Annotated in this window: 14 protein-coding genes; 3 read left to right on the top strand and 11 right to left on the bottom strand. The window is 66.7% G+C overall.

Translation table 11 applies throughout. The annotated features are described in order from the left end of the window. Positions 1-469: 469 nt before the first annotated feature. From asd to DID96_RS05780, 6 genes are all read right to left on the bottom strand, one after another. Complete coding sequence (gene asd / locus DID96_RS05805) at positions 470-1,591, bottom strand: aspartate-semialdehyde dehydrogenase (protein ID WP_124598307.1); 1,122 nt, start codon at positions 1,589-1,591, stop codon at positions 470-472. Between the two features lie 81 nt (positions 1,592-1,672). Then, complete coding sequence (locus DID96_RS05800; protein ID WP_039319027.1) at positions 1,673-1,792, bottom strand: hypothetical protein; 120 nt, start codon at positions 1,790-1,792, stop codon at positions 1,673-1,675. A gap of 116 nt (positions 1,793-1,908) precedes the next feature. Continuing rightward, entirely contained in the window at positions 1,909-2,976 is a 1,068-nt protein-coding gene (leuB, locus tag DID96_RS05795) for a 3-isopropylmalate dehydrogenase (protein WP_124598306.1), read from the bottom strand. A gap of 93 nt (positions 2,977-3,069) precedes the next feature. After that, positions 3,070-3,720 carry a 3-isopropylmalate dehydratase small subunit gene (gene leuD, locus DID96_RS05790; RefSeq protein WP_124598305.1) on the bottom strand — a complete coding sequence of 217 codons (651 nt, stop codon included), beginning with the start codon at positions 3,718-3,720 and terminating at the stop codon, positions 3,070-3,072. 10 nt (positions 3,721-3,730) lie between these two features. Beyond that, positions 3,731-5,140 carry a 3-isopropylmalate dehydratase large subunit gene (gene leuC, locus DID96_RS05785; protein WP_124598304.1) on the bottom strand — a complete coding sequence of 470 codons (1,410 nt, stop codon included), beginning with the start codon at positions 5,138-5,140 and terminating at the stop codon, positions 3,731-3,733. Between the two features lie 170 nt (positions 5,141-5,310). Continuing rightward, a complete protein-coding gene (locus DID96_RS05780) occupies positions 5,311-8,766 on the bottom strand; it encodes an adenylate/guanylate cyclase domain-containing protein (RefSeq protein WP_124598303.1) in 3,456 nt (1,151 codons plus the stop codon). Positions 8,767-8,976: 210 nt separating this feature from the next. Here DID96_RS05780 and DID96_RS05775 point away from each other — a divergent pair, with 210 nt between their 5' ends. Next, positions 8,977-9,702, top strand: coding sequence for a glutathione S-transferase (locus DID96_RS05775; protein WP_124598302.1), 726 nt, complete (start codon positions 8,977-8,979; stop codon positions 9,700-9,702). 91 nt (positions 9,703-9,793) lie between these two features. Here the strand turns inward: DID96_RS05775 and DID96_RS05770 are convergent, their stop codons facing one another. Both DID96_RS05770 and DID96_RS05765 read right to left on the bottom strand, forming a co-directional pair. After that, positions 9,794-10,192: a DUF4440 domain-containing protein gene (locus tag DID96_RS05770; RefSeq protein ID WP_124598301.1), complete on the bottom strand. Its 399-nt coding sequence runs from the start codon at positions 10,190-10,192 to the stop codon at positions 9,794-9,796. 44 nt (positions 10,193-10,236) lie between these two features. Next, positions 10,237-11,610 carry an MFS transporter gene (locus DID96_RS05765; protein ID WP_124598300.1) on the bottom strand — a complete coding sequence of 458 codons (1,374 nt, stop codon included), beginning with the start codon at positions 11,608-11,610 and terminating at the stop codon, positions 10,237-10,239. 207 nt (positions 11,611-11,817) lie between these two features. Between DID96_RS05765 and DID96_RS05760 the strand changes: the two genes are divergently transcribed. After that, positions 11,818-12,732: a LysR family transcriptional regulator gene (locus tag DID96_RS05760; protein ID WP_124598299.1), complete on the top strand. Its 915-nt coding sequence runs from the start codon at positions 11,818-11,820 to the stop codon at positions 12,730-12,732. A 67-nt stretch (positions 12,733-12,799) separates the two neighbouring features. Here the strand turns inward: DID96_RS05760 and DID96_RS05755 are convergent, their stop codons facing one another. The 3 genes from DID96_RS05755 to DID96_RS05745 form a co-directional block, all read right to left on the bottom strand. Then, a complete protein-coding gene (locus DID96_RS05755; protein WP_124598298.1) occupies positions 12,800-14,332 on the bottom strand; it encodes an amino acid permease in 1,533 nt (510 codons plus the stop codon). 139 nt (positions 14,333-14,471) lie between these two features. Next, a complete protein-coding gene (locus tag DID96_RS05750) occupies positions 14,472-14,936 on the bottom strand; it encodes an Lrp/AsnC family transcriptional regulator (protein ID WP_124598297.1) in 465 nt (154 codons plus the stop codon). Between the two features lie 99 nt (positions 14,937-15,035). Further along, positions 15,036-15,794, bottom strand: a complete 759-nt coding sequence (locus DID96_RS05745) for a dimethylarginine dimethylaminohydrolase family protein (protein ID WP_124598296.1) — start codon at positions 15,792-15,794, stop codon at positions 15,036-15,038. 404 nt (positions 15,795-16,198) lie between these two features. Between DID96_RS05745 and trpS the strand changes: the two genes are divergently transcribed. Continuing rightward, positions 16,199-17,215: a tryptophan--tRNA ligase gene (trpS, locus tag DID96_RS05740; RefSeq protein ID WP_124598295.1), complete on the top strand. Its 1,017-nt coding sequence runs from the start codon at positions 16,199-16,201 to the stop codon at positions 17,213-17,215. The last annotated feature ends 144 nt before the right edge of the window (positions 17,216-17,359 follow it).

The following is a 17,359-nucleotide window of genomic DNA, read 5'->3' as shown; positions in this document are numbered from 1 at the left end:
CCGAATTCGCCCCTGGCCGCCCACAGCCGGGGATGCACGACGCGCGATCGGCGGCATCGCGAACGGTCTGCCGGCGCGCCAGCCAACCGGCGAAGCGAAGCGCCGCGTCTCCGACAGCCTCATCCGGCGCCGCATGCCCCGCCCGAACGTTATAAACAAATCATCATCAATCGATACAAATCCCGACATTGATTCGCTACGCGGAACGAATGACGTCATTTACAATTCGGGTCGCATCCTCTCCTCGTGCCAAAGGAATCGATGCAAGAAGGCCCCGGCTGCGCAAGCGGTCCGGGGCCTTCGCATTTCGGGCGCGGGATCGTTGCGCGATGCCGCCGCGCCCGCGCTACCACACTGCCGACAGCGGACGATCCCGCGGCCCGAATGAATGAAAAACGCCTGCCGCCCCGTCAAGGGCGTGCAGGCGTGTCTGCGATCGCATCGAACGCGCCGAACGCGCGTTACATCATCACTTGTCGAGCAGGATGCGCAGCATGCGGCGCAGCGGCTCGGCCGCGCCCCACAGCAGCTGGTCGCCGACGGTGAACGCCGACAGGTACTCGCCGCCCATCGCGAGCTTGCGCAGACGGCCGACCGGCACCGTCAGCGTGCCTGTGATCTTCGCCGGCGACAGGTCGCGCATCGACGCTTCGCGCTCGTTCGGCACGACCTTCACCCAGTCGTTCGCCGACGCGAGGATGCCGTTGATCTCGTCGAGCGGCACGTCCTTGTTCAGCTTGATCGTCAGTGCCTGCGAGTGGCAGCGCATCGCGCCGATCCGCACGCACAGGCCGTCGACCGGGATCGAACCCGGCTCGCCCATTGCCGGCTTGCCGAGGATCTTGTTGGTTTCCGCGCCGCCCTTCCACTCTTCCTTCGACATCCCGTTGCCGAGATCCTTGTCGATCCACGGAATCAGCGAGCCCGCGAGCGGCACGCCGAAGTGGCTCGTCGGCATCGCATCGCTGTTCATCGTGGCCAGCACGCGGCGGTCGATGTCGAGGATCGCCGATGCCGGATCGGCGAGCTGTTCCTGCACCGCGCCGTTCAGCGCGCCCATCTGCGACAGCAGCTCGCGCATGTTCTGCGCGCCCGCGCCCGATGCGGCCTGGTAGGTCATCGCCGTCATCCAGTCGACGAGGTTCTCGCGGAACAGGCCGCCGAGCGCCATCAGCATCAGGCTGACCGTGCAGTTGCCGCCGATGAAGTTCTTCGTGCCCTTGACGAGCGCGTCCTTGATCACGTCGAGGTTGACCGGATCGAGGATGATGACCGCGTCATCGCTCATCCGCAGCGACGACGCCGCGTCGATCCAGTAGCCGTTCCAGCCGGCCGCGCGCAGCTTCGGGAACACGTCGTTCGTGTAGTCGCCACCCTGGCAGGTGATGATCACGTCGCACTTCTTCAGCTCGTCGACGTTGGTCGCGTCCTTGAGCGTAGTCTCGTTTTTCGCGAACGACGGCGCCTTGCCACCCGAGTTGCTGGTGCTGAAAAACACCGGTTCGATCAGGTCGAAATCGCCCTCTTCCTGCATGCGCTGCATCAGGACGCTGCCGACCATGCCGCGCCAACCTACGAGACCTACGTTCATGACTCACCCTTTGAATGGAGCTTCCCCGCGATTTCCGTCCCCAGCGTGACCGGCGGGGAAACAGGCGGGCACGACGGACGATCAGCGTTTAATGATCGTTTTCGTGGTAATGGTTTTCGTGATGACGATGGCGCGCGTACCCGCACGGGCAGTGTTGCCGTGGAGTTTCAAGACCGGGGAGATCAGGGAAATCAGCGCCATCCGTCGAGTCTACACAAAGCCGGTTGGCCGCACAACGGCCTACCGCGCGCGAACGGTCCGATTTTTCCCGGCGCCGTTCGCGCCCTTTCTACGTTTCTACGCGATTGCCGCGCCGCTTACAGCGCCGCGACCACCGCATCGCCCATCGCAACCGTGCCGACCTGCTGGCAGCCCGGCGTCGCGATGTCGCCCGTGCGATAACCCGCTTCGAGCACCTTTTTCACTGCGCGCTCGATGCGATCGGCCTGCTCCGCGCGGTTCAGCGAGTAGCGCAGCAGCATCGCGGCCGACAGGATCGTCGCGAGCGGGTTCGCAATGCCCTTGCCGGCGATATCCGGCGCGGAACCGTGCGACGGCTCGTACAAGCCCTTGTTGTTCTTGTCGAGCGACGCGGACGGCAACATGCCGATCGAGCCCGTCAGCATCGATGCCTCATCCGACAGGATGTCGCCGAACATGTTGCCGGTGACGATCACGTCGAACTGCTTCGGCGCCTTCGCGAGCTGCATCGCCGCGTTGTCGACGTACATGTGCGACAGCTCGACGTCCGCATACTCCTTCGACACGTCGATCATGATATCGCGCCAGAATTGCGACGTTTCGAGCACGTTCGACTTGTCGACCGACAGCAGCTTCTTCGCGCGCTTGCGCGCAGCCTGGAACGCAACGTGCGCGATGCGGCGCACTTCCGGCTCCGAATAGCGCATCGTGTCGAAGCCCTCGCGCGCGCCCTCGAACGGGCCGTCCGGCGCTGCGCGCACGCCGCGCGGCTGGCCGAAGTAGATGTCGCCGTTCAGTTCGCGCACGATCAGGATGTCGAGGCCCGCGACCAGTTCCGGCTTCAGCGGCGACGCATCCACGAGTTGCGGGTAGCAGATTGCCGGGCGGAAATTCGCGAACAGCTCGAGATGCTTGCGCAGCCCGAGGATCGCTTGCTCGGGACGCAGCGCGCGCTCGAGCGAGTCGTACTTCCAGTCGCCGACCGAGCCGAACAGGATCGCGTCCGCTTCCTTCGCGAGCTTCAGCGTCGCGTCCGGCAGCGGATGACCGCTCGCCTCGTAGCCCGCGCCGCCGACCGGCGCTTCCTCGAGTTCGAACTTCTCGTCGAGTGCGTTCAGCACCTTCACCGCTTCCTTGACGATTTCCGGACCGATGCCGTCGCCGGGCAGCACTGCAATCTTCATGCGTTATTCCTGACTGGGTAATGTGTGTGAATGCCGAACGGCGCCGAACGGCGGACGCGCGCGCTCACGCGCACGTCCGCATCGCGGGCGGTGTCAGCCGATCAGCTTGTTGTTGAGCCACGGCTGCTTCGCGAGGCGCTCGGCTTCGAACTGGCGAATCTTGTCCGCGTGACGCAGCGTGAGGCCGATGTCGTCGAAGCCGTTCAGCAGGCAGTACTTGCGGAACGCGGCAACTTCGAACGCATATTCGCGGCCGTCCGGCGCGCGCACGACCTGCGCGTCGAGATCGACCGTCAGCTGGTAGCCGTTGAACGCGTACGTCTCGTTGAACAGGTGATCGACCTGCTGCTCGGTCAGCACGATCGGCAACAAGCCGTTCTTGAAGCAGTTGTTGTAGAAGATGTCGGCGAAGCTCGGCGCGATGATCGCGCGAAAGCCGTACTGCTGCAGCGCCCACGGTGCGTGCTCGCGCGAGCTGCCGCAGCCGAAGTTCTTGCGTGCGAGCAGCAGCGACGCGCCCTGGTAGCGCGGCTGGTTCAGCACGAAATCGGGGTTCAGCGGACGCTTCGAGTTGTCCTGGCCCGGCTCGCCGTGATCGAGGTAACGCCATTCGTCGAACGCGTTCGGGCCGAAGCCCGTGCGCTTGATCGACTTCAGGAACTGCTTCGGGATGATCGCGTCCGTGTCGACGTTCTCGCGATCGAGCGGCGCCACGACGCCGGTATGCACAATGAATTTTTCCATGATCCGTCCGTTACCCCAGCTTGCGAATGTCGACGAAATGGCCTTCGATCGCCGCCGCCGCCGCCATCGCCGGGCTGACGAGGTGCGTGCGGCCGCCCTGACCCTGCCGGCCTTCGAAGTTGCGGTTCGACGTCGATGCGCAGCGCTCGCCCGGCTCGAGACGGTCGGCGTTCATCGCGAGGCACATCGAGCAGCCCGGCTCGCGCCATTCGAAGCCCGCATCCGTGAACACCTTGTCGAGCCCTTCGTGCTCGGCCTGCGCCTTCACGAGGCCCGAGCCCGGCACGATCATCGCGAGGCGCACGTTCGACGCGACGCGGCGGCCGAGCTTCTTCACGACGTACGCGGCTGCGCGAATGTCCTCGATGCGCGCGTTCGTGCACGAGCCGATGAAGATCTTGTCGACCTTGATCGCCTCGATCGGCGTGTTCGGCTCGAGCGCCATGTAGGCGAGCGCACGCTCCATCGCATCGCGCTTGACCGGATCCTTCTCGCGCTCGGGATCGGGCACGCGGCCGTCGATCGACGTGACCATTTCCGGCGACGTGCCCCACGTGACCTGCGGCACGATGTCGGCCGCATTCAGCTCGACCACGCTATCGAACTGCGCGCCGTCGTCCGACGTGAACTGGCGCCAGTATTCGACGGCCTGATCCCATTCCGCGCCGGTCGGCACGAACGGACGGCCCTTCAGGTAGTCGATCGTCGTGTCGTCGACGGCGACCATGCCGGCGCGCGCGCCCGCTTCGATCGCCATGTTGCAAACCGTCATCCGGCCTTCCATCGTCAGCGCGCGGATCGTCGAGCCGCCGAATTCGATCGCGTAGCCCGTGCCGCCCGCGGTGCCGATCTTGCCGATGATCGCGAGCACGATGTCCTTCGCGGTGCAGCCGCGCGGCAGTTGCCCCTCGACCTTCACGAGCATGTTCTTGCTCTTTTTCTGCAGCAGCGTTTGCGTCGCGAGCACGTGCTCGACTTCCGACGTGCCGATGCCGTGCGCGAGCGCGCCGAACGCGCCGTGCGTCGACGTGTGCGAATCGCCGCAGACGATCGTCATGCCCGGCAGCGTCGCGCCCTGCTCGGGGCCGATGATGTGGACGATGCCCTGGCGCACGTCGTTCATCTTGAACTGGGTGATGCCGAAGCTGTCGCAGTTCGCGTCGAGCGTATCGACCTGCAGCTTCGAGACCGGATCGGCGATGCCGTGGCTGCGGTCCGTCGTCGGCACATTGTGGTCCGACACGGCGAGGTTCGCACTGATGCGCCACACCGGGCGCTGTGCGATCTTCAGCCCTTCGAACGCCTGCGGGCTCGTGACTTCGTGCAGCAGCTGACGGTCGATGTAGAGCAGCGTCGTGCCGTCGTCCTCAGTGTGGACGACGTGGGAATTCCACAGTTTGTCGTAGAGAGTCTGGGCCATGGGTATGCGGGGTCGTTGTGACTTCAAGCCTTGCGGGTGCGGTCGATTATGCCATGCAGATCGCGCTCCGGCGCGGCAGGAACACGAAAAAACCCATTAAAAACAGTGGTTTGGCTGGTAGTGCCAATACCTGTATCGGCATTACCCGGCAATCGCGACGCGTGCCCCGTTCACACACTGGGCGCGAGCGCATCGAGCAACGCCCTGGCATCCCGCAAATCGGCGGTATCGAAGCCCTCGACGAACCCGTCGTATACGTCCGACAGCGCTTGCCGGGCCTCGGCGACCCTGCCCTCGCGCTGCCACAGGCGCGCGAGGCTCGACACCGCACGCAGTTCCAGCGAGCGCGCGCCTTGCTCGCGCGCCACGGCGATCGCCTTCAGAAAACACGCTTCGGCTTCGTCCCTGCAGGCCGGTGCGCATTCGCCACCTTCCGGCGAACCGAGCGCGGCGTTCCCCATGAGCCGGTGCAACTCCGCTTCGAAACAACGCTCGCCGGTGCCGGCGACGATCGCCATCGCCTCGTCGAGCAGCGCGAGACCGGCCTCGGTGTCGCCTGCGCGCTGGCAGCGGTCGGCAGCGAGCGCCAGGAAATACGAGCGCTGATCCACGCCGCCGGCCGCACGCCCCGCCGCGAGGCCTTCGCGCATCTGCGCGATCCCTTCCTGCAAACCACCCCGTTCGGTCAGGATCCAGCCGCGGAAGATCGTGGCCCACACGAGCCAGTACGGCAGCCCCAGTTCGGTCGCGACGGTGAAAACCGCGTCTGCATGCTCGCGCATCGGCTCGACCTCATGCCGAAGCTGATCCAGTTCGGCCGCGTAAGCGAGCGAGAACGCGAGCGTCGGACCATAGGCAAGCTTCTGTGCGAGCGCCAGCGCTTCCAGGATCCGCCTGCGCGCCTGGTCGGGGTATCCCTGCAGCCACAGGATCAGCGCGAGGAAGTTCAGCGCCCGGATGCCGGGATCGACGCCGTGCGCGAACACGTGGGCCTGATGCCGTTCGGGGTCGTAGATCGCAAGCGCCTGTTCCAGGTGGGTGCGGCCGCGATCGAAGTCCCCCTGCAGAAAGAGACACGCGCCGAGTGCGCCGTGCGCCTCCAGCAGCAGGGCCGGATCCTTCGCGCTTCGCGCCGTGCGCAGCATCTGCGTGCCGAGTTCGCGCGCGGTCGCATACTCCGCGCGCGTCATGAAGTGGATCCTCAATCCCAACTGGGCCGCGAAGCGCTGCGACATCTCGCCGGCCTGCTCGCACAGCGCCAGCGCACGCGAATAGGTCGCCGCGACCTCGGGGGCGCCGTAGCCTCGCACGTCCATCAGCACCGGGCCCAGCGCGAGCAGCAGCGTCAGCTCGCGCTGCGCGCGCGCAGGCGTGTCCGGCAGGCGCTTCAGCAACTCCAGTGCGGCGCCGAGATGATGCATCGCATCCGGATGCGCCGCGTGGCGAAGCGCCTGCTGAGCCGCGCGATGCAGATACTCGACGGCCTTCGGCAGGTTGCCGCTCAGGCTGTAGTGATGCGCGAGCTCGCTGCAGTAATCGGCGATCCGCGTCGGAAACAGCGCCTCGATCGCCTGCGCGGTGCGCTCGTGCAGCGCGCTGCGCCGCTCGGTGAGCAGCGAATGGCCGGCAACTTCCTGCGTCAGCGCGTGCTTGAACGAGTAATCCACCTCCGGGAACGCGGGCCGCGCATAGATGAATTCCGCGGCTTCCAGATGAGCCAGCAACTGGCGCAGATCGTCGTCCGTGCGCGCGACATGGTCGCCGCAGATGCACCGGATCAGGCTGAACGGAAACTCCTTGCCGATCACCGCAAGCGTCTGCAGCAGCTCCTTCTCCGGCAACGGGAGCCGGTCGATACGGGCGGCCAGCACGCCTTCCACGGTCGTCGGGATGTGCAGCGCGGCCGGCGTCCGCACGATCCGGTAGCGGCCCGGTTCGCCAAGCAGCGACTGCGCCTCGACGAGCGTTTGCACCACTTCCTCCATGAAGAACGGGTTGCCCTCCGTCTTCTCGAGGATCAGTTGCTTGATGGGGCCGAGCCCCGGGTCGTCGCCGAGCAGCGCGGCGAGCATCCCCTGCGCCTCGGCCGGGCCCAGCGGTTCGAGCCGCAGCAGTGTGCAATGATCCGCGGATTGCCAGCCGGGCCGGTATTCGGGCCGGTAGTTCACGAGCAGCAGGATCCGCGTGTCCGGCACCTGTTCGATCAGGTACGCGAGGAACGCGTCGGTCTCGCGATCGAGCCATTGCAGATCCTCGAACAGCAGCTCGATCGGCTGGTCGCGGCTCTCGCGCGTCAGCAGCCGGATGATCGCGTCGAAGGTGCGGTCCCGCCGGACCCGGGGGTCCATCTCCGCGAGCGCCGAGCCGGGCTCGCTCGCACCGAGCAGATACAGCAGGTACGGCACGAGCTCCTCGAAACCGCGCTCGAGCGTCAGCGCCTTGCCCATCACTTTCTCGCGGCAGTGCCGTTCGTCGTCCTGCGCGGTGATCTGGAAATAGTTCTTCAGCAGCTCGATCAGCGGCAGATAGGCGAACGCCTTGCCGTGCGACACCGAGAAGGTTTCAAGCACGAGACAGCCGCGCTGCGAACTCGCCTTGAACTCATGGAACAGCCGCGACTTGCCGACTCCGGCCTCGCCGACCACCGCGACCACCCGCCCGTGGCCCGCCTCCGCGGCTTCCAGCGCGCCGTGCAGGTGCTCCAGTTCGGCGTCGCGGCCGACGAACCGCGCGAGGCCGCGATGCGCGGACAGTTGCAACCGCGTGCGCAGTGCGCCGGGACCCAGCACCTCGTACACCGACAGCGGCTCGGGAATGCCCTTGACCTGCGTCGCCCCGAGCGACTTGAACTCGAAGTAGCCCTCCGCCAGCTTGTGCGTCGCCTCGCTGACGAGGATCGACGTGGGCGTCGCGATCCCTTCCATCCGCGATGCGATGTGGATCGTGTGCCCGACCGGGTCGTAGTCGGTGTGCAGGTCGTCCGTGCGGATCGAGCGCACGACGACTTCGCCGGTGTGCACGCCAACGCGGATCTGCAGCGGGATACCTTTTTCCAGACGAATCCGGTCGCCGTGGCGGCGCATCGCGTCCTGCATCCGCAGCGCCGCGAACAGCGCGCGCTGCGGGTGGTCCTCGTGGGCGATCGGCGCGCCGAACAGCGCGAGGATGCCGTCGCCGAGCGACTTCGCCACGTAGCCTTCGTAGTAGTGGACAGCCTCCATCATCAGCGCGACCACGGGCTCGATCAGGCGATGCGCCTCTTCCGGGTCCAGATCGTGGATCAGCGCGGTGGAGCCGGCCATGTCCGCGAACAAAGCGGTGACGGTCTTGCGCTCGCCGGCGGTTTCGCCCCGCGCTTCCATCGCCGCATGCTCGGCGAGGATGCGCTCGGCGAGATGCTGCGGCGTGTAATGGATCGGTGCGATAGCGGGTTCGGCAACGGGCCGCGCGCGCGGCGCAGGTTCGGCACGCGCATCGGTCAGCGACGCGCCGCACGCATTGCAGAATCTGGCGGACGGGCTCGCCTCGTGACCGCAGCGCGGACACGCGCGCGACAGCATGGCCCCGCACGCTTCACAGAATCTGGCCCCGGCGAGATTGTCGAATCCGCAGTTTGCGCAATACATACCACCTCTTCTCCTGCCGAGGGCCAGCGCTTAAACATTACGCGCGGCGCCCGCCTGCGGCAAGGTCCGGGTGGGTGGCATTGCGGCAGCGCGTACCGTCATTGAAATCGATCGCGCGACGACTATCATCGCAAACGGGCCCGCACCGCTGCGCTACCCGCAGCCAGACGACGCCATCATCATCGATTTCTGCACGGAAGCGGAGGAAGCATGCACTACGAGCTGTACTACTGGCCCGAGATCCAGGGCCGCGGCGAATTCGTGCGGCTCACGCTCGAAGCCGCCGAAGCGGAATACGTGGACGTCGCGCGCCGCTCCGGGCGCGGCATGGGCGTGCCGGCGATGATGCGCCTGATGGACAGCACGTCGACGGAATGCGTGCCGTTCGCGCCGCCGTTCCTCAAGGCCGGCGACCGGATCATCGGACAGACCGCGAACATCCTGCTGTTCCTCGGCGCGCGGCACGGCCTCGCGCCCGTGGACGAGGCCGGGCGGCTATGGGTCCATCAGCTGCAGCTGACGGTGAGCGATTTCGTCACCGAGATTCATGACACGCATCACCCGATCTCGAGCGGCCTGTATTACGAGGAGCAGATGCCGGAGGCCGCCGCGCGTGCGCAGGATTTCCGCGAGCAGCGCCTGCCGAAGTTCCTCGGCTATTTCAGCCGGGTGCTCGAACAGAATCCGCACGAGAGCGGCTACCTCGCGGGCGACGCACTCAGCTACGCGGATCTGTCGATGTTCCAGTTGATCGAAGGCCTGCGCTACGCGTTCCCGAAAGCGATGGCCCGCGTCGAGCGCAAGCATGCGGCGCTGGTCGGCCTGCACGACAGGGTCGCGCAGCATCCGCCGGTCGCGCGCTATCTTGCGTCCGGGCGCCGCATCTCGTTCAACGACATGGGGATCTTCCGCCACTACGCTGACCTGGATAAATAGCATCGGCGCGACCGGCAGCGCGCGATGCGTGGGTTCCGCACACCGTCGCGCGCGGGCTTGCCGGCCAATCGTCCAGCCCGACGCTGCCCGCTCAGCCCGCGACCGGCGTTTCGTGCAGATGCCGCCAGACGATCCGGCCGGCCGCATCGCGCTCGAACACCGCAGTCGAGCGCCGCACCGTGCGCCGCCCTTCACCGTCCGTCTGCGTTTCGCGATAGCCGATCACCGCACCATCGTGCGAACCACGGATCTCGCGCAGTTCGTCGATCTCGATCCGCAATCCCGGGCGCGCGCCGTGCCCGCGAGAAAACAGCGCATCGACGCCCGCGTAATCGAGCGCCGTGCCCGGCAGCGCGATCATCGAGAAGCGCGGCGAGAAGCGCGCAAGCAGCGCCGCAAGCCGCTCCGGATCGGCGCGGCCCGACAGCCAGTGCGCGATGTCGACATGCGCGTCGACCACTTCGTCGAAAAAAGGATTCGATGAATTCATTGGAGTCCTCAGGTTCGTTGGGAAATGGCAGGCGCGACGACTGATCAATGCGCGGGCCGATGCGCAGACCGATGCGGCGGAAGCCGCGCGACAAGCCACAGCGGCAGCAACGTCAGCAGCACCGCGAGCGCGAAACATTGCCGGTACGGCATCAGCGCCGAGCGGCCCGCATCGAGCGCCAGCAGTCCGTTGAGCGCGCTGCCGAGCACGGCCACGCCGAGACAGAAGCTCAGTTGCCGGTTGATGTTCCACAGCGCGCTCGCGTCGCCCATGCGATCGGCCGGCATGTCGACGAACGCCGCGCTCTGCGACGTGCTCGTGCACAGGCTGGCGCCGAGCCCCATCGTCGCGAATGCCGCGATACGCGCGGCCTCGAGCGCGGCCCACGGCGTCGCGAGCAGCATGATGCCCGCGCATTCCAGCACGATCCCGCACGCGAACAGCGGCTTCGCGCCCCAGCGCGGAAAGCACCGGCGTGTCGTCGCAATCGCGACGAACGACGCGAGCGCCCACGGCACCATCAGTGCGCCGGCATGCGCGGCGCTCAACCCCAGTTCGTTCTGCAGGTAGAGTGCGGCGACCAGATTGACGCCCGTGAACACGCCCGGCACGCACAGGTAGACGACGACCCCGATCCGCAACAGTGGCTGCGCGAGCAGGCGCAGATCGAGTAACGGCGACGCAACCCGACGAGCGCGCGCGACGTAGCCGCCACCCGCCACGAGCGCGATCGCCAGCATCGCGAGCGCGGCCGGGCCGGCGCCGGGCCGCCCGGCAACGGTCAGGCCGAGCAGCAGCGCGACGAGCGCGGTGGCGCTCAGGCCGAGGCCCGGCCAATCGAGCGGCGCCGGCCGATCGCGCGCGCCGTCGCGCGGCAGCCACGCGAGCGCAAGCGCGCAGGTCGCCGCCGCGAGCGGCAGCATGCCGAAGAAGATCGCGCGCCATGACGCGCGGTCGACGATCGCGCCGCCGATCGCGGGCGACAGCGCGGGCACGAGCAGCGCCACCATCATCACGACCGACGTCAGGTGCGCGCGCGCCTGCGGTGGGTACGCGCGATAGGCGAGCGTCTGCCCGACCGGAATCAGCAGGCCGCCGCCGAGCCCCTGCGCAAGCCGCCACGCGAGCAGCGCGCCGATCGACCGCGACGCGCCGACGCCCGCGCTGCCGAGCGCGAACAGCAGCAGCGACGCCGCCAGCACGCGGCGCTCGCCGCACCGGCGCGCGAGCCAGGTGCCGAGCGGGATCACGACCGTCAGGCCGAGCACGTACATGTTGCCGACCCATGCGAGCTGCGCGACCGATGCGTGCAGTTCGCGCTGCAACGCCGGATACGCGGCATTGAGCATGAACATGTTCGCAAGATCGATCGAGAAGCCGAGCAGATAGACGGCGGCGATTCTGGAACGGTCGGACATGGCGGCGGCAATCGGACGAAACGCCGCAGTGTAAGGCTCGCCACCCGCGCGGATAAGCCCGGCAACACGGATGGTCCTGTCGAAAAATTTTGACAATCCGGGCAGCATGTATCTCGGATGCCGATCGCCGCAAACCCCACGCCCGCGCGCATTCCCGGTACGCTTCGTCCGGTACGCCGTTTTTTCCGAAGGATGATCGACACAATCATGGTGAGCCTCGATCGTTTCGCCGTATTCCGCGCCGTGGTCGAAGCGGGCTCGTTCACGGCCGCCGCGACCGCGCTGAACCAGGCGCGCGCGGCCGTCAGCTTCAACATCAAGCAGCTCGAAGCCGAGCTCGGCGTCACGTTGCTCACGCGGACGACACGGCGCGTCGAGCTGACCGATGCGGGCGAGCGCTTCTACCAGCGCTGCCTGCGCGTGCTCGACGAAGCCGAAGGCGCGATCGACGAAGTGCGCGGCGAGCACGGCGGGATGCAAGGCGTGCTGCGCGTGACGTCGACGGTCGAATATGCGTCGCGAGTCGTCGCGCCCGCGCTGCACGCGTTCATCGAGCAGCACCCCGCGCTGCGGGTGCGGCTCGAAACGCATACGTCGCAGGCCGACCTCGTGCGCGACCGGTTCGACGTCGCGATCCGGCTCGGGCGTGACGAGCAGTTCGCGCACCTGCCCTATCGCGGCGTGCGCCTCGGCACCTACGAGGTGCGCCCCGTGATGGCGCCGGATCTGCCCGCGCGCGCCCGCGTGCCGCATGCGGCATCGCCCGACGCGCTGGCGCGCCTGCCGCAGCTCGGCCACAGCCGGCTCGAGCGGATCGCCGAATGGACGCTCGTCGACCGCGCCGGCGACACGCACCTTTACCGCCCGGCTGCGAAACCGCGTGTCGTCGTCGACAACGCATCGGTGCTGCGCGAACTCGCGCGGCAAGGCAGCGGTGTCGCGCTGCTGCCCGAATGGCTCGTGCGCGACGACCTCGCGAGCGGCGTGCTCGTCGATGCGCTGCCCGGCTACCGGTTTCCGCGGCAGAGCGTGTACGCGTTGTATGTATCGACCTCACACGTGCCGCAGAAAGTGCGCGCGTGGGTCGACTTCATGAAGGCGTATCTGAAGGAGCCGCGCTGACTACCGCCGCTGCACCGGCCGGCGCCACCCGGCGCCACCCGGCGCCGCCGCGCGCAGCCGCGTCAGGTCAATGCGGCCGGCCGTGCGCGCCCGTCACCGCATCGACCGCTTCGACGGACCGGTTCAGCCATGGACCGATATCCATCTCGTCGTAGCGCACGAGGCGGCTCTTGCGGACACGCCGGTAGCCGAGCCAGATCGCGACGAACAGCGGAATCCACACGTAGATCGACAGCACCTCCATCCAGTCGATCTTCGGCGCGACGAACGCCTGATAGTCCTGCCCGAGCGAGATCACGATGCATATCGCGACTGCGAACAGCGGCCCGAGCGGAAACCACTTCGCGCGATACGGCAGTTGCTCGAGCCGATAGCCCTGCTTCAGGAAGCCCTTGCGGAACCGGTAGTGGCTGACCGCGATGCCGAGCCACGCGATGAAACCCGTGATACCCACCGTGTTCAACAGCCACAGATAGATTCCCTGGTTGTTGGTCAGCGACGTCAGGAAGCACAGCCCGCCGACCGCCATCGTCGCGTACAGCGCATTGCGCGGCACACCGCCCGGCGACAGCGTCGCGAACATCGCCGGCGCCCGGCCTTCGTTCGCGAGGTTGTACAGCATCCGTGTCGCCGCATACGTGCCGGAGTTGCCGGCGGACAGCACGGCGGTCAGGATCACGAGATTCATCGCGTCGGCGGCCAGCGGAAACCCGGCATGGCGGAATACGAGCGTGAACGGGCTCACGCCGATATCCGTCACGTCGCTCTTCAGCAGGTTCGGATCGGTGTACGGAATCAGCAGCCCGATCACGAAGATCGCGAGTACGTAGAACAGCAGGATCCGCCAGAAGATCTGCTTCACCGCGCGCGGGATCGTCGTGCGCGGGTTCTCCGATTCGCCGGCCGTGATCCCGACCAGCTCGGTGCCGAGGAACGAAAACCCGGCGATCAGCGCGACGCTCATCATCGCGTGCACGCCGCCGACGAACGGCGCGTCCCCGATCGTGAAATTGTGCCAGCCCGCCACATGCCCGCTGCCGATCGCGCCAGTCGCGATCAGCAGCCCGGCGGCGATGAACGCGATCACCGTGACGACCTTGATCAGCGAAAACCAGTACTCCGATTCGCCGAAGCCGCGCACGGACAGCGTGTTCAGCAGGAAGATCAGCACCAGGAACGCGGCGCCCCACCAGATGCCGGGCACGCCGGGAAACCAGTAGCGCATCACGATCTGTCCGGCCACGAGCTCGATCGCGATCGTCACGGCCCAGCTGTACCAGTAGGTCCAGCCGAGCGCGACGCCGAAGCCTTCGTCGACGTACTTCTCGCCGTAGATCGCGAACGAGCCCGATACGGGCATCAGCGCGGCCATTTCACCGAGCCCCGTCACGACGAAGTAAACCATCAGCCCGATCGCAATATACGCGGCGATCGCGCCGCCGGGCCCCGCCTGCGCGACCGACGCGCCGGACGCGACGAACAGCCCGGTGCCGATCGAGCCGCCGATCGCGATCATCGCGACATGACGGCCCTGCAGTCGGCGCTTGAGCGTCGTCGTCGACGCGGCAACCGGCCGCGCTGTCGCTTGCAAAGCATCCATAGTGTTCACCCTGGAAAAATTCGATCAAATCGATTTGATTCGGTATGCAAAGCAAATGGCCCGGTTTCCCGCGTTGCGCACGTGCTCGTTCAGGCGCCAGCCGGTGTAACGATCGACGCGATCGACGCGCGTCCGCGCGTCACGCGACGCTGCGCTTGATCACCTGCAACTCAGCCGTCGTCACGATCTTCTCGATCCGGAAGCGCGGGCTCTCGAGCCATACGTTCGCGATCCGGCGGTACTCGTCGAGGTCCTCGCACGCGAGCCGCACGAGGAAATCGAACGTGCCGCTCACCAGCCAGCAGTCGAGCACCGCCGGATTCGCGCGCATTTCCTCCTCGAACGGCACCTGCGAACGGCCGTGATCGGCGAGCACGATCTGCGCGAGCACGACGATCGGCTTGGTGTCGCGCGGCGTGTTGATCACCGCGCGGTACCCTTCGATGATCCCGAGCGCTTCGAGCCGTTCGACGCGCGCCTGGCACGGCCGCGGCGTCAGGTTCACGAGCTCCGACAGCTTCCGGTACGAGATCCGCCCGTCGTTCTTCAGGATGTCGATGATCCGGAGATCGATCTTGTCGAGCTGCATCTTCTTGTCGGGCATCCGCGTTCGCTCCAGTCGTGTCATCGGCCGCGCGCGCAGCGCTTTCCGCTGCGCACGCGCGCCACATTATCCGACCGAACCGGACCCTGCGCCAATCGGCTAGAACCGCAGCGACAGGCAAGTGAGCCCGCCGTCCATTTTGCGGAACTCGCTCGAGTCGATCACATAGAGCGGCAGGCCGAGCGGCTCGATGACCGCGTGCACGCGCGGATAGCCGGCCGGCGTGATCAGCGCATCGTTCACGCGCAGCGTATTGCACGCATATTCATCGGCCGCCGCGACCTCGATCCGGCGGAACCCGGCGAACGCCGGATGGCCGGCCAGCGCTTCGTTCACGAGCAGCGTGTCGTCGCCGACGTAGTTGACGACCGACTTCAGGTGCAGCCCGTCGCCCACCGGCACCGCGACGACCGAGTATCCGTACGGCGACACGAGCGATTCGAACGCCGCGATGCCGTCGGCGTCGGTGCGGCCCGTCAGGCCGATGTAGAAACGCTTGCCGACGAGCATCACGTCGCCGCCGTCGAGACGGCCCGCGCGCATCGGCAGCAGTTCGCGATGCGCGGCGAGCGGCGTTTCGATATGCGCGATTTCACCGCGCCGCGCCGGCGCGCCGGGACGCGTGATCACCGCGAACTCCGGGGTGACGACCGCGACGTCCTCGACGAAGTGCGAATCCGGGAACGCGTCGAGCGGCGGCAGTTCGGTGAGCGCCAGGCCGAGCTTGCGCAGCGTTTCGCAGTAGCCGTGGAACTGCGTCAGGGTCTTGTCGTAATCGGGTGCGCCGAGCTGCGCGGTGGTCAGGCCGGCGCCGCATGACGGCGCGGGACGGCGAACGAACGCTTGCGTGAAATTCATCGGATTCTCCATGGTCATCGAGGCGGCTTGCGCGAAGTGCCGTAACGCCGCCCCGGGGTTCCAGACCATTATCGGAAGTCAAAATAGGCCAACTGCGTCGAATTCGGCTGCGCTCACAGCCGATTGCGTCGAATTGCGCGTCGCCCACAGCCGATTCGGCAGAAGCTCGTGCGACGTCGCTCAGGGCGGCCGCCGGCGGCGGGATCCGGGGTTGCGCTATACTCGCCCGATGGATACGAAACGGATTTCGCTGAACCAGCATCGTTGGTGGCGCGCCTGACCCAGGCGGCCCGTTTCTCCACGCACATCGAAAACGTGATGCCGCCAGTCAAGGCGGCATTGTCGTTTCTACGCGCTCATGGCTGGTGGTGTCTCGAACTGTCGACATTACAGGACTCCAGACCATGACCCACACGAATCGACCCACCATCCTGACCGGCGACCGCACGACCGGCCCGCTGCACCTCGGCCACTACATCGGCTCGCTGCGCGCGCGGGTGCGGATGCAGCACGAAGCGCAGCAGTTCCTGCTGCTCGCGGATACGCAGGCCCTGACCGACAACATGGGCCGCCACCAGAAAGTCACCGACAACGTGATCGAAGTCGCGCTCGACTATCTCGCCGTCGGGATCGATCCGGCGACGTCGACGATCGTCATCCAGTCGCAGGTGCCCGAACTCGCGGAGCTGTCGCAGTACCTGCTCAATCTCGTGACGGTCGCGCGCCTCGAGCGCAATCCGACCATCAAGGAAGAAATCCGCCTGCGCGGATTCGAGCGCGACATCCCCGCCGGCTTCCTCACCTACCCGGTCAGCCAGGCAGCCGACATCACCGCGTTCAAGGCGACGCACGTGCCCGTCGGCGACGATCAGTTGCCGATGATCGAGCAGACCAACGAACTGGTGCGCCGCTTCAACAATACGGTCGACCAGCAGGTGCTGGTCGAATGCGAAGCCGTGCTGTCGGCGGTAACGCGGCTGCCCGGCATCGACGGCAAGGCCAAGATGAGCAAATCGCTGGGGAACGCGATCACGCTCGGCGCGACCCCGGACGAGATCACGAAGGCGGTCAACGACATGTACACCGATCCCAACCACCTGCGGGTGAGCGACCCCGGTCAGGTCGAGGGCAATGTCGTGTTCACGTTCCTGGACGCGTTCGAGCCCGACGTGCAGAAAGTGGCTGAACTCAAGGCCCATTACCGTCGCGGCGGGCTCGGCGACAGCGTAGTCAAGCGGGTACTGAACGAGCGGCTGCAGGCGCTGATCGAGCCCATCCGCGCGCGCCGTCGCGAATTCGATGCAGACCGGGCCGAGGTAATGGCCATCCTGCGCCGCGGCACGATGCGCGCGCGGGAAGTGGCTGGAGCAACCCTGTCCGACGTGAAAAGCGCGCTGGGCCTCACCTACTTCGAACGCTGAAAGCGGCTGCAGATGCAAATTGGGATAGGGGCAGGCCTCGCGGCCCGACCCCTCCCGCACCACCGTGCGTACGGGTCCGTACACGGCGGTTCGGATCAGTTGATCGGCGATGGACCCAGCGACGGAAGGCCCAACGAGCGGAAG

Source organism: Burkholderia sp. Bp8963 (assembly GCF_003854275.1).
GTDB lineage: Bacteria > Pseudomonadota > Gammaproteobacteria > Burkholderiales > Burkholderiaceae > Burkholderia.
Note: the sequence above shows the minus strand (reverse complement) of the source record. Positions and strands in the feature narration are given on the sequence as shown.

Bases quoted from the DNA above. Each gene is read 5' to 3' on its own strand.
- asd (WP_124598307.1), bottom strand. From the start codon at position 1,591: ATGAACGTAGGTCTCGTAGGTTGGCGCGGCATGGTCGGCAGCGTCCTG.
- DID96_RS05800 (WP_039319027.1), bottom strand. From the start codon at position 1,792: ATGGCGCTGATTTCCCTGATCTCCCCGGTCTTGAAACTCCACGGCAAC.
- leuB (WP_124598306.1), bottom strand. From the start codon at position 2,976: ATGAAGATTGCAGTGCTGCCCGGCGACGGCATCGGTCCGGAAATCGTC.
- leuD (WP_124598305.1), bottom strand. From the start codon at position 3,720: ATGGAAAAATTCATTGTGCATACCGGCGTCGTGGCGCCGCTCGATCGC.
- leuC (WP_124598304.1), bottom strand. From the start codon at position 5,140: ATGGCCCAGACTCTCTACGACAAACTGTGGAATTCCCACGTCGTCCAC.
- DID96_RS05780 (WP_124598303.1), bottom strand. From the start codon at position 8,766: ATGTATTGCGCAAACTGCGGATTCGACAATCTCGCCGGGGCCAGATTC.
- DID96_RS05775 (WP_124598302.1), top strand. From the start codon at position 8,977: ATGCACTACGAGCTGTACTACTGGCCCGAGATCCAGGGCCGCGGCGAA.
- DID96_RS05770 (WP_124598301.1), bottom strand. From the start codon at position 10,192: ATGAATTCATCGAATCCTTTTTTCGACGAAGTGGTCGACGCGCATGTC.
- DID96_RS05765 (WP_124598300.1), bottom strand. From the start codon at position 11,610: ATGTCCGACCGTTCCAGAATCGCCGCCGTCTATCTGCTCGGCTTCTCG.
- DID96_RS05760 (WP_124598299.1), top strand. From the start codon at position 11,818: ATGGTGAGCCTCGATCGTTTCGCCGTATTCCGCGCCGTGGTCGAAGCG.
- DID96_RS05755 (WP_124598298.1), bottom strand. From the start codon at position 14,332: ATGGATGCTTTGCAAGCGACAGCGCGGCCGGTTGCCGCGTCGACGACG.
- DID96_RS05750 (WP_124598297.1), bottom strand. From the start codon at position 14,936: ATGCCCGACAAGAAGATGCAGCTCGACAAGATCGATCTCCGGATCATC.
- DID96_RS05745 (WP_124598296.1), bottom strand. From the start codon at position 15,794: ATGAATTTCACGCAAGCGTTCGTTCGCCGTCCCGCGCCGTCATGCGGC.
- trpS (WP_124598295.1), top strand. From the start codon at position 16,199: ATGACCCACACGAATCGACCCACCATCCTGACCGGCGACCGCACGACC.